The sequence below is a fragment of the Sulfitobacter sp. HNIBRBA3233 genome, assembly GCF_040149665.1.
Classification (GTDB): Bacteria; Pseudomonadota; Alphaproteobacteria; order Rhodobacterales; family Rhodobacteraceae; genus Sulfitobacter; species Sulfitobacter marinivivus.
The window spans coordinates 23482-44713 of sequence record NZ_JBEFLP010000005.1 but is presented as its reverse complement, the minus strand read 5'-3'; the positions used below and the strand labels follow the sequence as shown (position 1 = coordinate 44713).

Sequence of the window (21232 nt, the reverse complement as noted above, 5' to 3'; positions counted from 1 at the left end):
CATGGACGGATGCGGCAGATGGCGCGAATTCTCATTGCTGACGACGATCCGGATTATATCTCGGCCTTCAGCGCAGGCATGCATGCACTCGGTCACAGCGTGGTGGGGCTCGGTCACTCCCGCGAGGTGCTTCCGTCGCTGGCGGACGATCGGTTCGACGTGGTTTTTCTGGATGTGCTGATGCCCGGCGGCGGGGCCATCACGCTGCTGCACCGCGTGCGCGAAGCCTTTCCCGAACTGTCCATCGTGGTCCTTACCGGCAGTGCGTCGGTCTTCGATTCCCCCATCATGAAAACCGGGATGCGCCAGGCCGATGCGCGTATTTCGAAAACCGCGCGGCTGGGTGAAATCGCCGATCTGATCGAAACGCTGGCCTGACGCCCGCGCGGAAACCAAATCCGCCAACAGCGCGTTGTCCCCCCAATTCGGTCCGTTTCACAAGGGCAAGGGAGACGCGGTATCTTCAATTCACTTTCCACACCCGCGTTGCTCGCGGCGCTGCTTGTCGCCGGTCTGGTGGTTTTCCTGACCTCGATGCGCCTGACCCGTCTGGCCGACATCATCGCCGACCGCACACGGCTGGGCGAGGCGCTGGTCGGCGCAACCGTACTGGGGGCCGCCACATCGCTGTCGGGCATGGCGGTCAGCTTTACCGCCGCCAGTTCCGGCGATGCCGCACTGGCGTTCTCCAACTCCGTGGGCGGGATCGCGGCGCAGACGCTGTTTCTGGCGCTGGCCGATCTCATCTACCGGCGTGCGAACCTCGAACATGCCGCCGCCGATACCGGCAACCTGTTCCAGTGCACGCTGCTGCTGACGCTGCTGTCGCTGCCGCTGATTGCCTATACCGGCCCGCCGATCACGGTTTTCGGCATCCACCCGGTGTCGTTCATCCTGATCGGGGGGTATGTCGCCGGTATCCGGCTGGCCGCGCAGGTGCGCGAGGCGCCGATGTGGCGCGCCGTCGAAACCGACGAAACCCGCGAAGATGTGCCCGAGGAACCCGAGGAAAGCGACAAGAGCCCGGTTCGCGCCCTGATCGCCTTTGTCATGCTGATGCTGATCCTCGGCGCCGCGGGCTGGGTCATCGCCAATATCGCCAGCGTCATGATCACGCGGTTCTCGCTGTCGTCCTCCGTGGTGGGCGCGCTGATGACCGCCGTGATCACCTCCATGCCCGAGCTTGTGACCACGCTGGCCGCCGTGCGCCGTGGCGCGCTGCAACTGGCCATCGGCGGCATCATCGGGGGCAATACCTTCGATATCCTGTTTCTCAGCCTCGGGGACATCGGCTACCGCGAGGGGTCGCTCTATCACGCGATCGGCGCGGGCGATCTGTTGTGGCTGTCGGTGGGAATGCTGATGTCGGGCATCCTGCTGATCGGCCTGATCATGCGCCAGCGCGCGGGCCCCGCCACGATTGGCGTCGAAAGCCTTCTGATGATGGTGACTTACGGCCTCGCGGTGGCCTTCGCGGTGACTGCCTGAGGGCGCCGGACCTGTGAAAAATTGTCGCAGTTAACGCCGAAACCGACCCGATGGTTCCAAGGTATATTTTCAATAATCGGTGAAACCCGCGGTCCAACGCGGAGTTGTATTTGCAAGGCTCTCGCAGCCCTCACAAACTCTCATACCGGAGGAAATACCCGATGAAACGCATTCTTATGACAACGGCCCTCGTGGCCCTGACAAGCACCGCCGCTTTCGCCGAAAGCCACGCCGCCAGCGGCAGCGACATGAACGCGACCATGCAGTACGAAACACAGGAAGGCATGCAGATCAACGCATCCGACCTGATGGGCAAGACCGTCTATATGGCCCGCGAAGGCAGTGCCGACAACGTCGACCTGACCGACCTGACAGAAGTGCCTGATACATGGCAGGACGTGGCTGACGTCACCGACATTCTGATCAACGCCGACGGCCAGCTTGAATCCATCGTGCTTGACGCCGGCGGCTTCCTCGGCATGGGCGAAACCCGCAAGACTGTCGCGCTGGACACGCTGAAGTTCGTGGCCGACCAGGATGACGAAAACGAATACTTCGTTGTCTACACCGGCGACAAGCAGATGCTGGAAGACACCAACGACTACGACTCCGCCGCGATGGAAGCCGATGGTTACACATCCGCCTCGACGCAGATGGAGCAGGCAGCATCCGACGACACCATGACGTCTGAGGAAACAGCCGAAAACGAAGCGACCCAGACAGAGACCGAACAGTCCGACATGGCGTCGAATGAAGAAGCCGATGTCGCCGAAACAGATATGGCAGCAAACGACGAAGCGACCACAACCGAAGAAACAGCTTCGAACGATGCAATGCCGCTGGACCGCGACGCGATGACCAAAGCAAGCCTCGCGAACATGACGGCGGACGACCTTGAAGGCACCGCCATCTACGGTTCCGAAAACGACCGCGTCGGTGAAATCGGCGACCTGATCCTGGCCGAAGGTGGTCAGATCGAGAAGGTCATCGTCGACGTTGGCGGCTTCCTTGGTCTGGGCGAACGCCACGTGGCGATGAACCTGACCGACATCGAACTGATGCAGACCGAAAACGGCGCACTGACCGGCTATATCTCGATGACCGAAGAAGAAATCGAGAACATGCAGGAATGGGAAGAAGCCAAGTAAGCGATCACGCTCTGCTTAACTTCCGGGGGGAGGCCACACCGGCCTCCCCTTTTTCGTGGGCGGGTGTCACACGAAATAGGTGATCGCGCCCCCTGCCCCCAGCAGGAAACCGAACGACAGGAACGCCACCAGCCCGTCCAATGTCAGTACGGACAGCGCAATCAGCGTTACAAATGAGGCCATGATCGACGCTGAGAACGGGATCAACTCAAGCAACGGCATCATCAGCCCCGCCAAGGTGCACAGCGCGAAAAGCAGCTTCGCGCCCAGCCCCTTCACGAAAAGCTCAAGCCGTTCGTGGGTGTGGCGGTCCAGAAAGCCGGTGACACTGCTGATCTTGTCCAGCGCATCGATCAGCCTGTCGCCCGATACGTCGCGGCGCATGATGAAATCCGGCAACCAAAGGCTGCGCCGTCCGATCACCGCCTGCGAGGATACGAGCGCGATCATCAATCCGCAAAATCCCGACAGACCCGGTATGCCGCTCAGCGGCGTGGCCGCCACCAGCGCTGGCACGAGAACCAGCGCCGAAACAGAGGCGCGCCCCAGCGTATCGACAAGGTTCTCGACGCTCACCCTTTCCTGGTCGGTGGCAAGCTTGCGCACATCGCCCAGCACTTCACCCAAGGTTCGGTGGGCACTGTCCTCCGCAACGGGAGCTTCGCTACGATCATTCACTTGGGGTATCTTTCTGCATGCTATCAAACGGGGAAACGTGCTGCATCGGGCGAAGTTCCGCCCCGCCGCGCTAACACACCGGCGGGCCCGACAGGAACGGGAAAACTTTTCGTAAATTCCTTGGAACTGTCATCCGGCTGAAACGTTTGTCGGGTGTGGTTTAACCACCATACGAAGTTTTGACATCTGCCGGCCAACGCATCCCCAACACTGCGTCCCGTCCAGCCACAACTTCTGTACGAAAGGCACCCGTTGTCCCCCGACGAGAGGTGTTTCTTTCAGGCGCGGTCGATCATCCCTCCAAAAATGTCGGCCGCGCCGACCTAATTTAATTTAAAATCATTTACTTAAGTCATACCTCACGGAACATTCCGTCTTGCCTTACGCGGATAGATCCGCCACCCGGCGGGGCGATCGGTCAAAATCCGCCGGTGGTGTGACCGCCCTGCCCTACCGCGAACTTCCAACGCCGCCCTGTCGCCCTATGATCTATCTGAACCGCGAACAATTGAAGGAGACGCAACCGTGACCGAAGAGAGCAAGGGAACATTGATCTCGTCAAAGAACGTCAGCGGCACCGAAGTCTACTGCGAAGGCGAGAGCATCGGCACCATCGACCACCTGCTGATCGACAAGACCTCGGGCAAGATTGCCTACGCGATCATGGGCTTCGGCGGTTTTCTCGGCATGGGCGAAGACCACCTTCCGATCCCGTGGGACAAGCTGACGTTCGACACCGAGCGCGAATGCTACGTCACCGACCTGACGGAAGAGGAAGTCACCAGCGCCCCCGAACGCCACGACAACTGGTACGGCGACCGCGACTGGGAGCGCCGCACCCACGAGCATTACGGCGTCCCGCAGTACTGGGCGTGACCGCATCCTTGCGCGGGAAACAGGCGCGGCGGGTTGAGAGACCGGAACCGAAGGCGTAAAGGCGGCTCAACCGCGCAAAGGACTGACCATGGCGACCGCACTCGTAACCGGATCTTCGGGTTTCATCGGATACCATCTCTGCCGTCGCCTGCTGGACGACGGGCACACCGTCGTCGGCGTCGACAACATGAGCGATTATTACGATGTATCGCTAAAGGCCGCGCGCCGCGACCGGCTTGCGGCCTACCCTGCATTTCATAACGTCGAAGGCAGCATCGAGACGCACAACCTGCTGACCGACCTGTTCGACCGTCACCGCCCGACGCATGTTTTCCACCTCGCCGCGCAGGCGGGCGTCCGGTACTCGCTCGAGAATCCGGACACCTACGTTCAGACCAACCTTTTCGGCACCCTTCAACTGCTCGAAGCGGCACGGGCCTTCCCGCCCGAACACATGCTGATGGCCTCCAGCTCCTCGGTCTACGGCGCCAATTCCGAGATGCCCTACCGCGAGGATGTCGCGACAGACCACCAGATGTCCCTCTATGGCGCGACCAAGAAAGCCAGCGAGAATATCGCCCACTCCTACGCCCACCTCTTCGGCCTGCCGATCACGATGTTCCGGTTCTTCACCGTATACGGGCCTTGGGGCCGTCCGGACATGGCGCCGCATCTGTTCACCTCCGCGATCCTCGAAGGCCGCCCCATCAATGTCTACAACAACGGCAACATGCGCCGCGACTTCACCTTCGTGACCGACCTCGTGGAGGCTATCATCCGCCTGCGCGATGCCATTCCCGATCACCTCTCGCAACAGGGCCGGCACGAGGGCGACAGCCTGTCGACGGTCGCACCCTTCCGAGTGGTCAACATCGGCAACTCGGATCCGGTGATCCTGACCGATTTCATTGCCGCCATCGAAGAGGCAACGGGCGTCACCGCGCAACGCAACCTGATGCCGATGCAGCCCGGTGATGTGCCTTCGACCTGGGCCGATACCGCTTTGCTGCGCGCGCTGACCGGCTACGCGCCCCGAACCGACATGCGCGATGGCGTGGCGCAGTTTGTCGAATGGTACAGGAGCTTCTACGCGGTTCCGGCGGCAGCGGTCCGGGCCTGAAGTTCACAGCTGTGAACTTTTCACGCGGCATCCTTCAACCTCGGCCGCACACCGACGCCCGGATCCGCGCCTGCGCGGAATGATCTGAGGGTTCAGCGCTGACCGTATTGTCAGAGGGACAAACACCCCTGTCCTGCCGGACGTGGCGCTTCGCAAGGTTGCCGGGAAAAGGAAAACCGGCCTTGGCCTGTCGCCGGACCTCAGGGGCTGTCGATCTCCAGCCCTTCGGCCGCCCATGCGGCAAGCTTTCGGTCCACCGTCTTGCGCGACACGCCGAGGCGGCGCGCCGCCTCTGCGCGGTTGCCCTTGCTCAGGTCAAGAATGTGCAGCATGTGGCGCTGCGTGACCAGTTCCAGATCCTCGATCGCCCGCGCCCCGTCGACCCCGCCCTGCCCCGCAAAGGCGTCGGGCAAACTGCCGAGGATCACCGACCGTTCGATCAGGTTGCGCAACTCGCGCACGTTACCGGGCCAGTCGTAGCGCATGAGCTTCAAGAGCGTTTCGGCGTCCAGCCGCAGCGCTGGCATGCCAAGCGCGGTCGAGAATTGCTCCATGAACATCGCCGCCAGTTCCACGATGTCCTCAGACCGGTCCCGCAGCGGCGGCATGGGGATCTCGACAACGTTCATCCGGTGGTAGAGATCGGCACGGAACCGACCTTCGGCCACGGCCTTCGGCAGATCGGCATTGGTGGCAAACAGAAGCCGCAAATTGAGCGGGATCTCACGCTCGGCGCCTTCGGGACGGATGCGATGATCCTCCAGCACCCGCAAGAGCGCTGCCTGAAGGGTCTCGGGCATCTGCGCGACCTCGTCGAGGAAGAGCGTTCCGCCATCGGCGAGCAGGAGCAGGCCGGGTTGCAGGGTCTCGTTGCCTTCGACCGTGCCGAAGAGTTCGGGCACCACACTGTCCGGGCTGATCGCGGCGCAGTTCACCGCGACGAAAGGCTTGTCCGCCCGGTCCGACATCTGGTGCAATTGCCGTGCCGCCAATTCCTTGCCGGTGCCGCTTTCGCCCGTGAACAGGACCGGCGTCGGCAGCGGTGCAAGACGGTTCAACATGCTGCGTACCTTCGCCAGCGGTGCTGACTGGCCCAGCATCTGCACCGCCGTTCCGGCAAGCAACTCTCGCCGGAGCAACGTATTGTCGCGGCGCAGGTTCTTGCGGTCGAGCGTTCGCGACAGCGCGCCGAGGATCTGGTTGGTGCGGAACGGTTTCAGGACGAAATCGCTCACGCCCGCCCGCAGGGCGGCGATTGCCGTTTCCAGATCCGCATAGGCAGTGATCAGCACGGTATCGGCGTAAAACCCCTTGCGCCGCTGTTCGGCGATCCATTCGAGACCCGTCTTGCCCGGCATCACGTTATCGAGCACGACGACATCGAAATGCGCCTCGTCCAGCGCACGAGTGGCTTCCGCCGGGGAGGCGGCCTGCGCCACCCGCTTGACCCGCGGCTCGAGGATCTTGGTCAGAAAATGCCGCATCCCCGGTTCGTCGTCGATCACAAGGACCGACGCGCCCTCGAGCGTGCCGCCGTATTCATCCCCTGCCGCCATGTTTCGCCTTTTCGGTGTCAGTCCAATCGGACGTTTTCACCTGAATAGACCTCTGCGGAGGAAAAGCCCATCTCGTGGAGACCGAAATAGGCGACGACGCCAATCACGGCGACGCCCAGAAACCCTGCCAGCATGGCTTTCATCGCGTGTATCCTTCTCGCTGAGCGTTCATTCCGCTGGCGTCCGCTTGTCTTGTCTGACCTCGTCGAGCCACAGCGAGTGGTGTTGCTCGGCCCAGCGTTCATCGACCTCGCCGCTGCCCATGGCGTCGTAAGCGCCTTCCATGCCGAGCGTACCGATGTAGATATGGCCGAGGATCAGCGCCATCATCAGGAAGCCGATGATCGCATGCCAAAGCTGGGCATATTGCATTTCAGCGTGCGGGGTGAGGTCCTCTTGCAGCGGACCCATGCCCGCAAATTCGGTGATGCCGACGTCGTTGATCAGGCCAAAGGTATGGCCGAAGAGATGCAGCTCGAACGGGAACAGCAAGGAGAGCCCCGACAGCGAGACCGAGAAGCCCAGCACGATGACGCCCCAAAAGATGATCTTCTGACCGAAGTTGAACTTCTTCGCGGGCGGGTGTTTGTCCCCGATGAAACCGCCACCCTGCTTGATCCAGACCCAATCGGTCCGGTTGGGAATGTTGTGCCAAACCCACATGACGAAAACCATGACCAGCGCGATCATGAAGGCCCAGGATACGTTGTTGTGGATGAACTTCGAACCGGCCAGCAGAACCGAGTTGAAATCGTGCCCCAGCGTTGGAATGACTACTTTACGGCCGAACAGCGTGGCCAGTCCGGTGAGTGCCAGCAGGATGAAGGAACCGGCCAGCATCCAGTGCGCGAAGCGTTCGATGGCCTTGAACCGCGTGACGGTCCGGCCCGACTTGCCGCCCTCGATCCGGATGCGCCCACGCAGCAGGTAGAACAACGCCAGCAGGATCAGCATGCCCCCAAGGAGCCACGCACCATAGGTGGCCAGCGGCCCCTCGCGGAAGTTCAGCCACCAGATGCCGTCGTCCTGCACCAGCACAAGACCGGTCTGGTTCAACGTGCTGACCGTGACCGGCAATTCGTTATAGCGGATACCGCGCCACAGGTCCGGGTCCGAGCGGCCGCCGAGCGGCCCCAGCCCGGGCGCCGTCGCGGCGTCGCCGCCAAGATTGTCGCGGCGGAAGCTGTCATCAATCTCGACCCCGGCTTCGCGGGCTTCGATGTCAGCAAGGTTTTGCGCCCCGCCGGTGCTGGCCCGGTCGATCGCGCCGGGGGTCGAATTCTCCGGCAGACGGATGTCTTGCGCAGCGACGCCCAGAGGCAGTGCAATCAGCGCAAGAATGAAAAGGGCCATCAGGTGGCGCAGCATGGGCAATCCCCCGGCTAGACAGAAGTGATGAAAGGGGCGGCCCGCGACGGGCCGCCCTGGCAGGTCTTACTGACCCTTCTGATTGTAGGCCGTACCCCAGCCCCAGGCACCGGAGCCGAAGCCGCGCGCCACGACGCGCTCGCGGTAGATGTCCGACACCGTGTCGCCATCCCCCGCCAGCAGCGCCTTGGTCGAGCACATCTCGGCGCAGATCGGCAGCTTGCCTTCCGCGATCCGGTTGCGACCGTACTTCTGGAATTCGGCCTGGGAGTGGTTCTCCTCGGGGCCACCGGCGCAGAAGGTACATTTGTCCATCTTTCCGCGGCTGCCGAAGTTACCGGCCTGCGGGTACTGCGGCGCGCCGAAGGGGCAGGCGTAGAAGCAGTAGCCACAGCCGATGCAGAGGTCCTTGGAGTGCAGCACGATCCCGTCGTCGGTCTGGTAGAAGCAATCCACCGGGCAGACCGCCATGCAGGGCGCGTCCGAGCAGTGCATGCAGGCGACCGAGATCGAGCGTTCGCCCGGCTGGCCGTCCTGAATGGTCACCACGCGGCGGCGGTTGATGCCCCACGGAACTTCGTGTTCGTTCTTACAAGCCGTGACGCAGGCGTTGCATTCGATGCAGCGCTCGGCATCGCAGAGAAACTTTGCTCTTGCCATTCTCTTATCTCCTTACGCTGGCATGATCTTGCAGAGAGTCGCTTTGGTCTCCTGCATTTGCGTGACTGAATCGTAGCCGTAGGTCTGAACCGTGTTGGTGCTTTCGCCCAGCACGATCGGGTCTGCCCCGTCGGGGTATTTGTCCCGCAGGCTCACACCGCCCATGTGTCCGCCGAAGTGGAAGGGCATGAAGGCCACGCCCTCGCCCACCCGTTCGGTGACCATGGCCATCACTTTGATCTTGCCGCCTTCCGGTCCTTCGACCCAGACATCGGCCCCGTCACGGACGCCCAGATTGTTCGCGTCACGGGTGTTGATCTCGATGAACATGTTCTGCTGAAGTTCGGCCAGCCACGGGTTCGACCGGGTTTCGTCCCCGCCGCCCTCGTATTCGACCAGACGGCCGGACGTGAGGATGATCGGGAATTCTTCCGAGAAGTCGTTCTTCTGGATCGAGGCGTAAAGCGTCGGCACCCGCCAGAAGGTCTTGTCCTCGTAGGTCGGGTAATCCGCCACCAGATCGCGCCGGTTGGAATAAAGCGGCTCGCGGTGTGTCGGCACCGGATCGGGGAAGGTCCAGACCACGGCACGGGCCTTGGCGTTGCCGAAGGGGGCACAGCCATGCGCGATCGCGACCCGCTGGATGCCGCCCGAGAGGTCGGTCTTCCAGTTGATGCCGCCCACGCGGGCCATGTAATCCGATTCCAGCTCGCCTTGCTGCGAGGTCTCGCCGACCTCTTCCTGACCATTGTCGGCCTTTGCCGGGGCTTCATAGCCCGCGACCGCCTCGATCACGCTGCGCTCCTCTGCGGTCAGGTCCGTGTCCCAACCCAGATCGATGAGCATTTGCATGGTGAATTCAGGATACCCATCCTGAATTTCCGAGCCCTTGGAATAGACGCCCTCGGCCAGCAGGTTCTCGCCGTCCCGCTCCACGCCGAAACGGGCGCGGAAGGTCAGGCCGCCATCGGCCACGGGCAGCGACATGTCATAGAGGTTCGCGGTGCCGGGGTGGTTCATTTCGGGTGTGCCCCAGCAGGGCCATGGCAAGCCGTAGTAATCACCGTCAGCCGGACCGCCCACAGCGCGCAGGGTGGTCTTGTCGAAGGTGTGCTGGTTCTCCATGTGCATCTTCATGCGCTCGGGCGACTGGCCGGTATAGCCGATGGTCCACATGCCGCGGTTGAACTCGCGGGTCAGATCTTCGACCAGCGGCTCCTCGCCGTTCATTTCGATGTTGCGGAACATGCGGTCCTCGAAGCCGAACTTCTTGGCGAACTTGTAGAGGATCGTGTGGTCCGGCAGGCTTTCGAAGAGCGGCTCCACGACCTTCTCGCGCCACTGGAGCGAGCGGTTGGACGCGGTCACCGAGCCCGAGGTCTCGAACTGGGTGCAGGCCGGCAGCAGGTAGGTGTCTTCGGTCCGGTCGTGCAGAACCGCCGAAACGGTCGGATAGGGGTCGACCACGACCAGCAGGTCGAGCTTCTCCATCGCCGTTTTCATTTCCAGCTGGCGGGTTTGCGAGTTGGGGGCGTGACCCCAGAGCACCATCGCCTTGGTGTTGTCGGGCTGCTCGAGGTTCTCGCGCGCTTCCAGCACACCGTCGATCCAGCGCGACACCGGAATGCCGGTGAGGTTCATCATCGCCTGCTCTTCGCCGGCCCCGTCCTTCCAGGAGGCGAAACGGCCCTTGAGCCAGTCGAGATCCTCCTCCCAGACACGGGCCCAATGCGCCCAGGACCCGTCCGACAGACCGTAGTAGCCGGGCAGCGTGTCAGCCAGAACGCCGAGGTCCGTGGCCCCCTGCACGTTGTCGTGGCCGCGGAAGATGTTTGTGCCGCCGCCGGCGACGCCCATGTTGCCAAGGGCGAGCTGCAGGATGCAGTAGGCGCGGGTGTTGTTGTTGCCGTTGGTGTGCTGGGTGCCGCCCATGCACCAGATCACGGTGCCGGGACGGTTGTTGGCCAGCGTGCGGGCCACGCGCTCGAGCTGTTCGCCCGGCACGCCGGTGACGCGCTCGACCTCATCCGGGGTCCAGTTGGCGACTTCCTTGCGGATCTCGTCCATGCCCCAGACACGGGTGCGGATGAACTCCTTGTCCTCCCAGCCGTTCTCGAAGATGTGGTACAGGATGCCCCAGACCAGCGCCACGTCCGAACCCGGACGGAAACGCACGAATTCGTCCGCATGGGCCGCGGTGCGGGTGAAACGCGGGTCGCAGACGATCAGCGGCGCGTTGTTTTCCTCTTTCGCCTTCAGCACGTGCTGCAGCGAGACCGGGTGCGCCTCGGCGGGGTTGCCGCCGATGATGAAGATCGCCTTCGACTTGTGGATGTCGTTGTAGCTGTTGGTCATGGCGCCGTAGCCCCATGTGTTCGCCACGCCGGCCACGGTCGTGGAGTGACAGATCCGCGCCTGGTGGTCGACGTTGTTGGTGCCCCAGTAGGCCGCGAACTTGCGGAACAGGTAGGCCTGTTCGTTGGAATGCTTGGCCGAGCCCAGCCAGTAGACCGAATCCGGGCCGCTGCTTTCACGGATCGAAAGCATCTTGTCGCCGATCTCGTTGATCGCCTGCTCCCAGGAGATCCGCTGCCATTCGCCGCCGACCTTCTTCATCGGGTACTTCAGGCGGCGCTCGCCATGGGCGTGCTCGCGCACCGAGGCGCCCTTGGCGCAATGCGCCCCAAGGTTGAAGGGGCTGTCCCAGCCGGGCTCCTGCCCGACCCAGACGCCGTCCGAAACCTCGGCGATCACGGTGCAGCCGACCGAGCAATGGGTGCAGACCGATTTCTTCACTTCGATCTTGCCGCCCACCGAAGCGGTGGCGGCGCTTGCCTGCTGAACGCTGCCGGCGGTGGCGGCGATGGCGGACAGCCCGCCGATGACAAGGCCCGAACCGCGCAGGAAGGCGCGGCGGTCGATGCCGCTGCGCGCCACGTCCCCTACGATCCCCGTCCGGCCTGCGCTGCGCGCGACTCCGTTGGTCTTTTTCCTCAGCATATCTTCACTCCCTGTGCGCGGGCTGGTCCCCGCCTGAGCTGGCTATTGAACGGCCGGTCATCTCGCCCGGCCAGAACGGAGGGACGCCCCCCGGTAAATCTTTAGAACCGCGCCGAGGCGTAATAGGCGCGGGTATGTTCGGTGTCCTGCAGGCGGTCCGAACTCAGGTCAGGCGCCTTGGCGGCCTCGGCCTCACCACCGGCGGTGGCCACGGCCACGGCGGCCAAGGGCGCGGCGGTGCCCGCGAATTTCAGGAAATCGCGCCGATCCTTGCGGGCGGGCGTTTCTGTGGAACCCTCTGGCTTTCGTGTCATAGTGTCTCTCCCCTTGCGTCTGTGGTTCATGGGCGCTTCGGCCCGTTCATTTGTTGTTGCGGTCACTGGTCTTTGCTCAGCCGGAAGGCTTCGGTCTCGATCTGCATGAAGGCACGGCCGATCTTGCCCACCGGCGCATAGAAGACCGAGTTTTTCGCGCCTTCCAGATCGGCAAAGAAATGTCCGGCCCACGGCGCGATGTGCCGGTTGAAGAAGGTCTTCTGCTGGCTCAGCGTCGCGGGGGCCGAGAAGCGGCCCGCGATCATCGCGCCCATCATTTCCATCAAGGAGGCGATGTTGTCCTCGGGCTCGAAGACATTGGCCGCACGCTCCAGCCCACGGGCCATCATGTCCTGCCGCAGCGCCGCAAGCGGCTTCTCGTTCAGAAAGCCGGTGAGATAGTAGCTGGCATAGGGCAAAAGCTCGCCCCGGCCGAGACCGATGAAGAGCTTGTTGAATTCCGATTCCGCCCCGGCGGGACGGGTCTTGGCAGCCAGCGTGGACAGCGCGCGGAACCCCTGCCCCAGCTCGCTCTCGTCCCCCGACAGCCCGGCGCATTGATCCAACAGCATCTGGTCGGGCGGACCGGCAAGGATCAGCCCCATGAAGTTGTAGAGATCCGCGCGCAGGCGGTCTTCCTCGGGGACTTGGGTCTGGGCCATCTGGGTCATGCGCTCGCGCCTTCCATGTCCTGTGCCGTAGCTTCGGCAAAGTGAAACCGCATCCGCCGGTGCGTCGGCGCGGGCGTCGCGGTTTCTTCCGCCTCGGGCTCGGCCTGTGGTTGTTCGCTCACAGCTTCACTCTCGTCGGGCGCGGGCGCTTGTGTCAACACCACGTCCGGCAGCGCCACCGTCTCGGGGGCTGCCTCTGTCTCTGCCTCGGCGGGGGCGGTTGTCTCAAGCGCCGCTTCGACCTTGGCCACCATACCGCGACCGACCTGATAGATCGTGTTCACCGGCTTTCCGGCGGTGGCGGCGGCGGTATAGTCGTCGTCGTAATCGTTCAGCCCATCAAGACAGGCCAGCACCGGATTGGTCTTCCAGAAACTGCGCAGCGCGCGGGTCTTGAGCCGCTGCGGCAGCTGCGCCTTCAGGAAGGCGCGCAGCTGCTCGCCGCTGACCAGATCCTCGGGCTCGGGCAGATCGTACTCGGCGAGAAGCTCATCGTCGCTGCGTTCGGCCAGCGCCGCCTCTTGCGCCTGATGCACGCGCAGCTCCTCGGCCCCGGCTTCGGCGCGGGCTTCCTCGGCCACGGCGGCGCGGCGTTTTTGCCAGAAACCACTCATGCGAGACGCTTCTTCTTGAGGGTGGGCGAAGCATAGACATCCGCAGGCTTGGCGATGCGCGGATCGCCGATCCCGTCCTGCTTGGCGTCCGTGCGCAGCCGGTCGCGGCGGCGCTTGACGAATTCTTCCTCGTGGTGGAACTCCTCGACGAAGTCCTCGACCCATGCCCGCAGGCCCGGGGTCATGGCGACCTTTTCGACCACCTCTTCGGCACTGTCGCAGTAATCCTGCGCCTCGTAGGGCGACGCGGTGACCAGCTCGACCTTGAAGGGCCGCGTCGCGTCCCCCGCGATCGGGCGCATCACGATGTAGACACAAGGAACATCCGCACCCAACCCGTGCACATAGGCTTCGGTCTCGGCACCATGCAACTCGAGCGGCAGCGTGGCGGCGTGGTATTCGACCACATCGCCCTCGCGGCGCAGCTCGCGCCAGTCGGCCTTCTCCGCGCCGGGCAGAACGGCCGTAGCCTTCCAGGCCCATTTGGCCCAGCGGGTCACGCCCGGCGTACGGCGCAGCACAACACCCAGAGGCATTGTCCGGTACATGTTTGGGTTATGAATCAATTCGCTCCTCCGTGGAGATGATCTTTCACCGCCTGCAGATCAACTGAAAGGCCCAATCCGCAGGATCGCCCAAAAAACAGCCATCGGCAGACAAGTTGACCCGTCGCAAAGGGCCATCAGGACCGATCTGGACCTTTTGTCTAAGTTGACCTTTTTGATCGGAAAAGCAGCGATTCGGTTTTGACGAATCACTCCGCAACCTCGGGCCGCTCTGGCGGCCCCGCCAGCGCTTCGGCCTGGCGCTGTCTGCTGCGAATTGCGGTTGTGGGCGGAGGCAAATCCCGTCTAGCTTGAGGCCTCGAAGACCACCCCCACGGGGGGCGCACCGGTGTGCGTAACAAGGGAAATTCCATGTCCAAGACCTTGATAACATGCGATTGCGCAGGATCGCAGAAAATCGATTCCCAAGCGCTGTCCGAGCGCACCGGTCTGAGAGTCGCACCCCCCTGTTCGGCGCTCTGCACCACCCAGATCGACCGCGCGGCGAAGGCGCTGGAGGGGGGAGATGCAATTTTATGCTGCACCCAACAGGAGCGGGTTTTCACCGAATTGGCCGAAGACATGGGCCTGCCCCCTGCCCCCCTTCTCGACCTGCGTGACCGGGCCGGGTGGTCCGATGACCCCCGTGACAAACTGCCCAAAATGTCCGCGCTCGCGGCAGAGGCGCTGTTGCAGATCCCGGACGAGAAAACGATCGACGTGGCCTCCGAAGGGCTCTGCCTGATCCTCGGGCAGGGCCCCGCCGCTCTCGAGGCCGCATCGCAACTCAAGGATCACCTCAGCGTGACCCTGCTGCTCGAAACGGCGCCCGAGGATCTTCTGGAGATGCCCGGCTACGACGTCATCACCGGCAAACTGCGCCGCGCCTCAGGCGCACTCGGACAGTTCGAGGTGGTCATCGATGCGCTGCGCCAGATCGACCCCCGCGGCCGTGGGGCGCTGAACTGGACCGAACCGCGCGACGGCGGGCGCAGCCAATGCGATCTTATTCTCGATCTGCGGGGCGAGACGCCTCTTTTCCCCGCGCATGAGAAGCGCGAAGGCTATCTGCGCGCGGATCCCGCGCATCCTCCCGCCGTGGCCGCCGCCCTGCTGGCCGCCTCGCATCTTACGGGCACCTTCGAACAGCCGCTCTACGTCCGTACCGACCCGCTGCTTTGCGCCCATTCCCGCGCCGGGCAGACCGGCTGCACCGCCTGTCTCGATCTCTGCCCCACCGGTGCGATCACGCCCGACGGCGATCATGTCACCGTCGACCCGATGATCTGCGCGGGCTGCGGCGCCTGTTCTTCGGCCTGCCCGTCCGGCGCGATCAGCTATGACGCCCCGCCGGTCGATTTCACCATGCGCCGGGTGCAGACACTAGGGCGCGCCTATCTGGAAGCGGGCGGCGACGCCCCGCGCCTTCTGGTGCATGACGCCCATGGCGCCGAGATGATCCGCCTTGCCGCCCGCCACGGGCGCGGGTTGCCTGCCGACGTGGTGCCGATGGAACTCGACGCGCTCGCGGCCTTCGGCCATGCCGAGGCGCTCGCCGCCCTTGCCGCCGGTTTCGCCCATGTCTCGCTTCTGCTTGGCCCCAAGGCCGACCGCGACGCGATCGAGACGCAGACCGCCCTTGCCCGCGCCATCGCTGGCGAGGCGCGAATGGCATTGATCGACACGCCCGACCCCGAGGCCCTGACCGACATCCTCTACGGTGGCGAGGCCCCTGCCCCGGTGACCCAGCCGGTGCGCCCCATGGGCAGCCGCCGCCAGATCGCCCGCCAGGCCGCCCGCGCACTGAACCCCGAGGCCGAAGTACTGGACCTGCCTGCGGGCGCACCCTACGGCGCCGTACTGGTCGACAAGGACGCCTGCACGCTCTGCCTGTCCTGCGTCTCGCTCTGCCCCTCGGGCGCCTTGGGGGACAATCCCGATCTGCCGCAACTCCGGTTCCAGGAAGACGCCTGCCTGCAATGCGGCCTCTGCGCCAATATCTGCCCCGAGGACGCCATAGCACTCGAACCGCGCCTCGATCTCACCGACGCGGCATTGAGCCAGCGGGTGCTGAACGAGGAAGAGCCCTTCGCCTGTATCGAATGCGGCAGCCTCTTCGGCGTGAAATCCACCGTGGAGAAGATCACCGAAAAGCTGCGCAGTCATTCCATGTTCGCCGACGAAGCCAAGCTGCGGATGATCCAGATGTGCGATGACTGCCGCATCAATGCGCAGTATCACAGCACCAACAACCCGATGGCGGGCAAAGAACGCCCCCGGCCCCGCACCACCGACGATTATTTCTCCAAACGGCGCGACCACTAGGCCGCCCCCACACCAAAGGAGCCACCCATGAGCGAAGACTTCAACATGTCGATGCGCAAGTTTCTCAAGCAGGTCGGCGTGACCTCGCAACAGGCCATCGAAAAGGCCATGCGCGACCATGACACCGCCGGAAAGACCTTCGCGGTCAAGGCCGTGATCTCGATCCCGGAACTCGGTCTCGAACACAGCATCGACGGCACCATCGCCGGCGCGGACAAGGGCGAGGCATAAGCGACGTGACTGCCAGCAGGGAAGCGGTCCTGACCGCCTTGAAAACCGTGACCGATCCGGCCACGGATACCGACATCGTGGCCAGCGGCGTGATGCGCGCGCTCAACGTGGACGACGCGGGCGCGGTGCGTTTCGTGATGGAAATCCCGCCCGCACAGGCCAAGGCCTACGAGGAAACCAAGGCACAGGCCGAAGCGGCTCTGGCGCAGGTCGAAGGAGTGTCGAAAGTCTCCATCGTGCTGACCGGCCACAGCGACAAGGCCCCGCCGCCGGACCTCAAGCCGCAGCGGAAGGCCGAGCCGACCGGTCCGCAGAAGATCCCCGGCGTGGACCGCATCATCGCCATTGCCTCGGGCAAGGGTGGCGTCGGCAAATCCACCGTCTCGGCCAACCTCGCCTGCGCGCTCGCGGCCCAGGGCCGTCGCGTGGGCCTGCTCGATGCCGATGTCTACGGCCCCAGCCAGCCGCGGATGCTCGGGGTCTCGGGCCGCCCGGCCTCGCCCGATGGCAAGACCATCCTGCCGATGCGCAACCATGGCGTGACCATGATGTCGATCGGCCTGATGACGAACGAGGATCAGGCCGTGGTCTGGCGCGGGCCGATGCTGATGGGCGCGCTGCAGCAGATGATGACACAGGTGCAATGGGGCGCGCTCGACGTGCTGATCGTGGACCTGCCGCCCGGCACCGGTGACGTGCAGATGACACTGGCGCAGAAGGCCCATGTGGACGGGGCGGTGATCGTCTCTACACCACAGGATGTGGCTCTGATCGACGCCCGCAAGGGGATCGACATGTTCAACCAGCTCAAGGTGCCGATCCTTGGCATGATCGAGAACATGTCGACGCATATCTGCACCAACTGCGGCCACGAAGAACACGTCTTCGGCCATGGCGGTGTCGCCTCCGAGGCCGCGAAATGGGGCGTGCCGCTGCTCGCCGAAGTACCGCTCGATCTCCAGATCCGCCTCGCCTCCGACGGCGGTGCGCCGATCACCGTGAGCCAGCCCGACAGCAAGCAGGCCGCGGCCTTCCACGCCATCGCCAAGCAGCTGATCGAGGCCGGCGCGGCATGAGCGACGCCCTGTCCTTCCCCCCGCTGATGTCGGGCGAGGCGGTGGCAGGCGACGCCATCGCCGCCGCCTGCGCCCGCGCGGCGGAGGGCGTCAACGCGGGGCTCATCACCTACCGGCTGGCGGGGGCCGAGATGGAGGCCGCACTGGTCTTCGCCCCCGAAGTGCCGCTGACCCGCGCCGTGGCGATGCTGCCGCTCTGCGGTGTCGGTTTTCAGAACGCGCTCGGCGCGCTTTCCCCGCCCGAGATCGCCGTGCAGCTCGACTGGGACGGCCGGATCCGCATCAACGGCGCCTCTTGCGGTGCCTTTCGCATGGTGGCCTCGACCACCGACCCCGATGCGGTGCCCGATTGGCTCGTCGTCGGCTTCACCCTGCCGCTCTACCCCGCTGACGATCCCGACATGGCCAATACCGGCGCCACCCCCGACCAGACCGCGCTCTATGCCGAGGGCTGCGCCGAGGTATCGCCCCCGGCCCTCGTCGAATCCTGGGCCCGGCATACCCTGCATTGGATCAACCGCTGGGAAGACCTCGGCCCAAAGTCGCTGCACGCGGAATGGCGCGGGCTGGTCTTCGACCTCGAGTCCGAGGTCACCCTTCAAGGCCAAAGCGGCACATTCATCGGTGTCGACGAGGACTTCGGCATGTTACTGCGCGCGGGAGAGACCACCCGTCTGATCCCGCTCACCACCCTATTGGAGCCCGCCCCATGACCCTCAAACTCGCCCGCGCGATCCATTTCGACGAGAGCGACCGCAACGTCTTCGCCTCCCCCGCCCGCACCGGCGAATGGTGCATCTCGGGTGGGTTCGAGTTTTCCGACTGGACCGAGGGCGATCTCACCGGCAAGGCGCGCCAAGCCTTCGCCAACGGCTGGTTGGGCCTCGAAACCTTCGGCCGGGTGACCTTCGTCGCCGTCACGCAGATCGAGCAAGCCGAGGTCGAGACACTGACGACCCTTCTGGCGCAGCATTTCGTCACCTACTACGGCGCGCCCTCGGTCGATGCCGCGCGCCCGGTGGCGAAAGAGGAACTGTCCCAGATGATCGACCTCTGCGACGACCACGCGCCGAACTGCCTGCTCACCGTGGCCCGCGAACTGACCGACGCCGGCGTGCGCGAAAGCTTCCGCATGATCCAGCCGCAGGACGCGGGGCTAGAGCAGTTCGCCATCCACGGCGATCTGCCCGAGGACCCCTGATTGCGGCTCTAAACCGGCCTATTCAGCCTGTTCGGCGTTGAAGACGAAGAGCTGCTCGCCCGCGATCTTGTAGGCGTTGATCAATTCCTTCGCGCGGTCCGAAGTCAGCCAATCCTCCAGCTTCAGCGCCAGATCGTGCTTCACATGGGGGTGCATTTCAGGGTTCACCGGCAGATAGGCATATTGATTGAACAGCACGGGATCGCCCGCGAACAGCAGCGCCAACCCGTCCTTGTTGCCGAAGTTCAGCCAGCTTGCCCGGTCGGACATCACATAGGCGCCCATCCCGGCAGCGGTGTTGAGCGCGGCGCCCATGCCGGCGCCAACCTCCTTGTACCAATCACCGAAATCCCCCGGCGCGAGACCCGCTTGCTGCCAGAGCGCCAGTTCCTTTTTGTGTGTCCCGCTGTCATCGCCGCGGCTGACGAAAGGGGCTGCGGCCTCCTTGATGGCGGGAAGCGCATCCTTGGCCGCCTCGACACCCGCGATCCCCGCGGGATCATCCTGCGGCCCGATAAAGACAAAATCGTTGTACATCACCTCAATCCGATGCGTGCCGTAGCCGCCCTCGACGAAGGCTTCCTCGGCTTTACGGGAATGCACGAGGATCGCATCGACGTCCCCCGCCTGCCCCAGCTTGATCGCCTGCCCGGTCCCCACCACCAGCAGCTGCACCTCGAGGTCCAGATCCTGCGCGATCTCGGGCAGCAACACCTCGGCCAGCCCCGAGTTGTTGAAAGACGTCGTCACGGCCATGCGCATCACCTCGCCCGCCTGCGCCGCCCCGGCGGCCATGAGGGCCAGCGCCCCCGCTATCAGCATCTTCATTCGACAATGTCTCCTCTTAAAAACGCCCGCGCCGCGGCGGTCGCGGGCTGGTCGAAAAATTGCGCAGCGGGACCGGCTTCGTGGATCATCCCGCCACGCATGAAAAGCACCGCGTCAGCCAGCCGCCGCGCCTGACCCAGATCATGGGTCGACAGGATCAGCCGCGTGCCTTCGGCCTTGGCGCGCTGCAGGATTTCCTCGATCTCGCGCGTCGCGCGCCCGTCGAGCGCGGCACAGGGTTCGTCCAGAAACAGCAGTTTAGGCTCACAGATCAGTGCCCGCGCCAGCGCCAGTTTCTGCTGCTCGCCCCCCGACAGTACGGTCGCCTGCCGCTGCAGCATCGCGCTCAGCCCGACACGCGCCGCCCAGTCCTCGGCCTGCGCCCGCGCATCGGCTTTCGCGACACCGCGCAGTCGCAGCGGATAGGCGATGTTCTCCAGCACCGAGCGGCGCAGCATCACCGGCCGCTGGAAGACGAAGGCCTGGTGGTGGCGCGCTTCCTCGGTCGGGCAGGCCCAGTCAATCCGCCCGCGCGACAGCCGCGCGGTCCCGTGCAGAAGCTGCAGCAGGGTCGTTTTGCCCGCGCCGTTCGGGCCGATGACCACGGTCGCCCCCTGCCCCGGCAAGGTCAGGTCCAGCGGTCCCACCAGCGTCTGGCCGTAGCGGCGGCTTTCGATGCCCTCGGCCACCATCGGGAACAATTCCGTCACCAGCGTCCCTCCCGCTCGGTCCGGCCCAGCCAGTGGATCGCGAGGTTCACCGCCACCGCAAGCCCGATCAACACGAAGCCAAGCGCGAGCGCGAGTGCGAACTCGCCCTTTCCGGTCTCAAGCGCGATGGCCGTGGTCAGCACCCGTGTCGCATGGTCGATATTGCCGCCGACGATCATGATCGCCCCGACCTCGCCGATGGCCCGTCCAAACCCCGCGAGCGCCGCGGTCAGCAGCGCGCGGCGGCTGTCCCACAAAAGCGTGCGGATCTTTTGCCCCTGCGTGACGTTCATCGAGATCAGCAGGTCATGATACTCCTGCCACAGATCCCGGATCGACTGATGCGCGATCGAGGCGATCAGCGGCACGATAATGATGACCTGCGCGATGATCATCGCGGTGGGGGTGAAGAGAAGCCCCAGCACGCCAAAAGGCCCCGAGCGTGACAGCATGACGTAGACGATCAGCCCCACGACCACCGGCGGCAGCCCCATCAGCGCGTTCAGCACAGCGATCACGAAGCGCCGCGCGCGGAACCGCTTGACCGCCACCAGCGCCGCCAGCGGCAGGGCGATGAGGCAGGCAACGAGCAGCGCCGTCACCGTCACCTGAAGCGAGCGGCCCGCGATCTCAACCAATTCGGCATCGAGCGTGACGACCAGCCAGAAAGCCTGCGTCAAACCACTCCAGATATCGACCATTCCGCGGCGGCCCTCTTCAGCGGGGTCCTGCCCCTTTTGCGCAACTTGTCAGCAGATGCGGGCGGAGGCCAGACCCGTGCTGCCAAAAAGCGCGCCTTGGGACAAGAAGGCCAGGATGCGCA

General features: G+C 64.3%; 23 protein-coding genes. 10 read left to right on the top strand and 13 right to left on the bottom strand.

Annotated features, from left to right (window positions below):
* Nucleotides 1–18 precede the first annotated feature (18 nt).
* The 3 genes from ABMC89_RS17645 to ABMC89_RS17635 all read left to right on the top strand — a co-directional run bounded on the left by ABMC89_RS17645 (nt 19) and on the right by ABMC89_RS17635 (nt 2636).
* Nucleotides 19–378, top strand: a complete 360-nt coding sequence (locus tag ABMC89_RS17645; protein WP_349570298.1) for a response regulator — start codon at nt 19–21, stop codon at nt 376–378.
* Between the two features lie 108 nt (nt 379–486).
* On the top strand, nt 487–1488 hold the full coding sequence (locus ABMC89_RS17640) for a sodium:calcium antiporter (RefSeq protein ID WP_349570296.1): 1002 nt from the start codon (nt 487–489) through the stop codon (nt 1486–1488).
* 161 nt (nt 1489–1649) lie between these two features.
* Entirely contained in the window at nt 1650–2636 is a 987-nt protein-coding gene (locus ABMC89_RS17635) for a PRC-barrel domain-containing protein (RefSeq protein WP_349570294.1), read from the top strand.
* 66 nt (nt 2637–2702) lie between these two features.
* On the opposite strand, the gene ABMC89_RS17630 is transcribed toward ABMC89_RS17635, so the two are convergent.
* The gene (locus tag ABMC89_RS17630; protein WP_349570292.1) at nt 2703–3314 is read right to left on the bottom strand and encodes an exopolysaccharide biosynthesis protein; all 612 of its coding nucleotides are present in this window, start codon (nt 3312–3314) and stop codon (nt 2703–2705) included.
* Nucleotides 3315–3839: 525 nt separating this feature from the next.
* Between ABMC89_RS17630 and ABMC89_RS17625 the strand changes: the two genes are divergently transcribed.
* Together ABMC89_RS17625 and ABMC89_RS17620 are read left to right on the top strand one after the other, a co-directional pair.
* Nucleotides 3840–4190: a PRC-barrel domain-containing protein gene (locus ABMC89_RS17625; protein WP_349570290.1), complete on the top strand. Its 351-nt coding sequence runs from the start codon at nt 3840–3842 to the stop codon at nt 4188–4190.
* A gap of 88 nt (nt 4191–4278) precedes the next feature.
* The gene (locus ABMC89_RS17620) at nt 4279–5310 is read left to right on the top strand and encodes an SDR family NAD(P)-dependent oxidoreductase (RefSeq protein WP_349570288.1); all 1032 of its coding nucleotides are present in this window, start codon (nt 4279–4281) and stop codon (nt 5308–5310) included.
* Nucleotides 5311–5510: 200 nt separating this feature from the next.
* Here the strand turns inward: ABMC89_RS17620 and ABMC89_RS17615 are convergent, their stop codons facing one another.
* The 9 genes from ABMC89_RS17615 to ABMC89_RS17575 form a co-directional block, all read right to left on the bottom strand.
* The gene (locus ABMC89_RS17615; RefSeq protein WP_349570286.1) at nt 5511–6866 is read right to left on the bottom strand and encodes a sigma-54-dependent transcriptional regulator; all 1356 of its coding nucleotides are present in this window, start codon (nt 6864–6866) and stop codon (nt 5511–5513) included.
* A gap of 17 nt (nt 6867–6883) precedes the next feature.
* Nucleotides 6884–7009 carry a hypothetical protein gene (locus tag ABMC89_RS17610; protein WP_269343110.1) on the bottom strand — a complete coding sequence of 42 codons (126 nt, stop codon included), beginning with the start codon at nt 7007–7009 and terminating at the stop codon, nt 6884–6886.
* Nucleotides 7010–7034: 25 nt separating this feature from the next.
* Nucleotides 7035–8234, bottom strand: coding sequence for a formate dehydrogenase subunit gamma (locus ABMC89_RS17605; RefSeq protein ID WP_349570284.1), 1200 nt, complete (start codon nt 8232–8234; stop codon nt 7035–7037).
* 66 nt (nt 8235–8300) lie between these two features.
* Nucleotides 8301–8894, bottom strand: a complete 594-nt coding sequence (gene fdh3B, locus ABMC89_RS17600; protein WP_349570282.1) for a formate dehydrogenase FDH3 subunit beta — start codon at nt 8892–8894, stop codon at nt 8301–8303.
* Between the two features lie 12 nt (nt 8895–8906).
* On the bottom strand, nt 8907–11894 hold the full coding sequence (locus ABMC89_RS17595) for a formate dehydrogenase subunit alpha (RefSeq protein ID WP_349570280.1): 2988 nt from the start codon (nt 11892–11894) through the stop codon (nt 8907–8909).
* A 101-nt stretch (nt 11895–11995) separates the two neighbouring features.
* Nucleotides 11996–12208, bottom strand: coding sequence for a twin-arginine translocation pathway signal protein (locus ABMC89_RS17590; RefSeq protein ID WP_349570278.1), 213 nt, complete (start codon nt 12206–12208; stop codon nt 11996–11998).
* 62 nt (nt 12209–12270) lie between these two features.
* Nucleotides 12271–12879 (bottom strand): TorD/DmsD family molecular chaperone, encoded by a 609-nt coding sequence (locus ABMC89_RS17585; protein ID WP_349570276.1) that lies wholly within the window; start codon nt 12877–12879, stop codon nt 12271–12273.
* Nucleotides 12876–13493 (bottom strand): DUF3306 domain-containing protein, encoded by a 618-nt coding sequence (locus tag ABMC89_RS17580; RefSeq protein WP_349570274.1) that lies wholly within the window; start codon nt 13491–13493, stop codon nt 12876–12878. The genes ABMC89_RS17585 and ABMC89_RS17580 overlap by 4 nt, the downstream gene beginning before the upstream one ends.
* On the bottom strand, nt 13490–14029 hold the full coding sequence (locus ABMC89_RS17575) for a DUF3305 domain-containing protein (protein ID WP_349570326.1): 540 nt from the start codon (nt 14027–14029) through the stop codon (nt 13490–13492). The genes ABMC89_RS17580 and ABMC89_RS17575 overlap by 4 nt, the downstream gene beginning before the upstream one ends.
* Before the next feature lie 381 nt (nt 14030–14410).
* On the opposite strand from ABMC89_RS17575, the gene ABMC89_RS17570 reads away from it, so the two are divergent.
* The 5 genes from ABMC89_RS17570 to ABMC89_RS17550 are packed head-to-tail and all read left to right on the top strand — an operon-like array spanning nt 14411 to nt 18871.
* A complete protein-coding gene (locus ABMC89_RS17570; RefSeq protein WP_349570272.1) occupies nt 14411–16363 on the top strand; it encodes a 4Fe-4S binding protein in 1953 nt (650 codons plus the stop codon).
* Between the two features lie 27 nt (nt 16364–16390).
* Nucleotides 16391–16594 (top strand): DUF6494 family protein, encoded by a 204-nt coding sequence (locus tag ABMC89_RS17565; protein ID WP_349570270.1) that lies wholly within the window; start codon nt 16391–16393, stop codon nt 16592–16594.
* 5 nt (nt 16595–16599) lie between these two features.
* The gene (gene apbC, locus ABMC89_RS17560) at nt 16600–17670 is read left to right on the top strand and encodes an iron-sulfur cluster carrier protein ApbC (RefSeq protein WP_349570268.1); all 1071 of its coding nucleotides are present in this window, start codon (nt 16600–16602) and stop codon (nt 17668–17670) included.
* A complete protein-coding gene (locus ABMC89_RS17555) occupies nt 17667–18383 on the top strand; it encodes a biotin/lipoate--protein ligase family protein (RefSeq protein WP_349570265.1) in 717 nt (238 codons plus the stop codon). The genes apbC and ABMC89_RS17555 overlap by 4 nt, the downstream gene beginning before the upstream one ends.
* Complete coding sequence (locus ABMC89_RS17550; RefSeq protein WP_349570263.1) at nt 18380–18871, top strand: DUF6505 family protein; 492 nt, start codon at nt 18380–18382, stop codon at nt 18869–18871. Before ABMC89_RS17555 ends, ABMC89_RS17550 begins: the two co-directional genes overlap by 4 nt.
* 18 nt (nt 18872–18889) lie before the next feature.
* Here ABMC89_RS17550 and ABMC89_RS17545 read toward each other — a convergent pair whose 3' ends face one another.
* Genes ABMC89_RS17545 through ABMC89_RS17535 form a run of 3 tightly spaced genes read right to left on the bottom strand, consistent with a single transcriptional unit; the run spans nt 18890 to nt 21110 of the window.
* Entirely contained in the window at nt 18890–19699 is an 810-nt protein-coding gene (locus ABMC89_RS17545) for an ABC transporter substrate-binding protein (protein ID WP_349570261.1), read from the bottom strand.
* Nucleotides 19696–20391 carry an energy-coupling factor ABC transporter ATP-binding protein gene (locus ABMC89_RS17540; protein WP_439655673.1) on the bottom strand — a complete coding sequence of 232 codons (696 nt, stop codon included), beginning with the start codon at nt 20389–20391 and terminating at the stop codon, nt 19696–19698. Before ABMC89_RS17540 ends, ABMC89_RS17545 begins: the two co-directional genes overlap by 4 nt.
* Nucleotides 20392–20405: 14 nt before the next feature.
* Nucleotides 20406–21110, bottom strand: a complete 705-nt coding sequence (locus ABMC89_RS17535) for an ABC transporter permease (protein ID WP_349570257.1) — start codon at nt 21108–21110, stop codon at nt 20406–20408.
* Nucleotides 21111–21232: the final 122 nt, after the last annotated feature.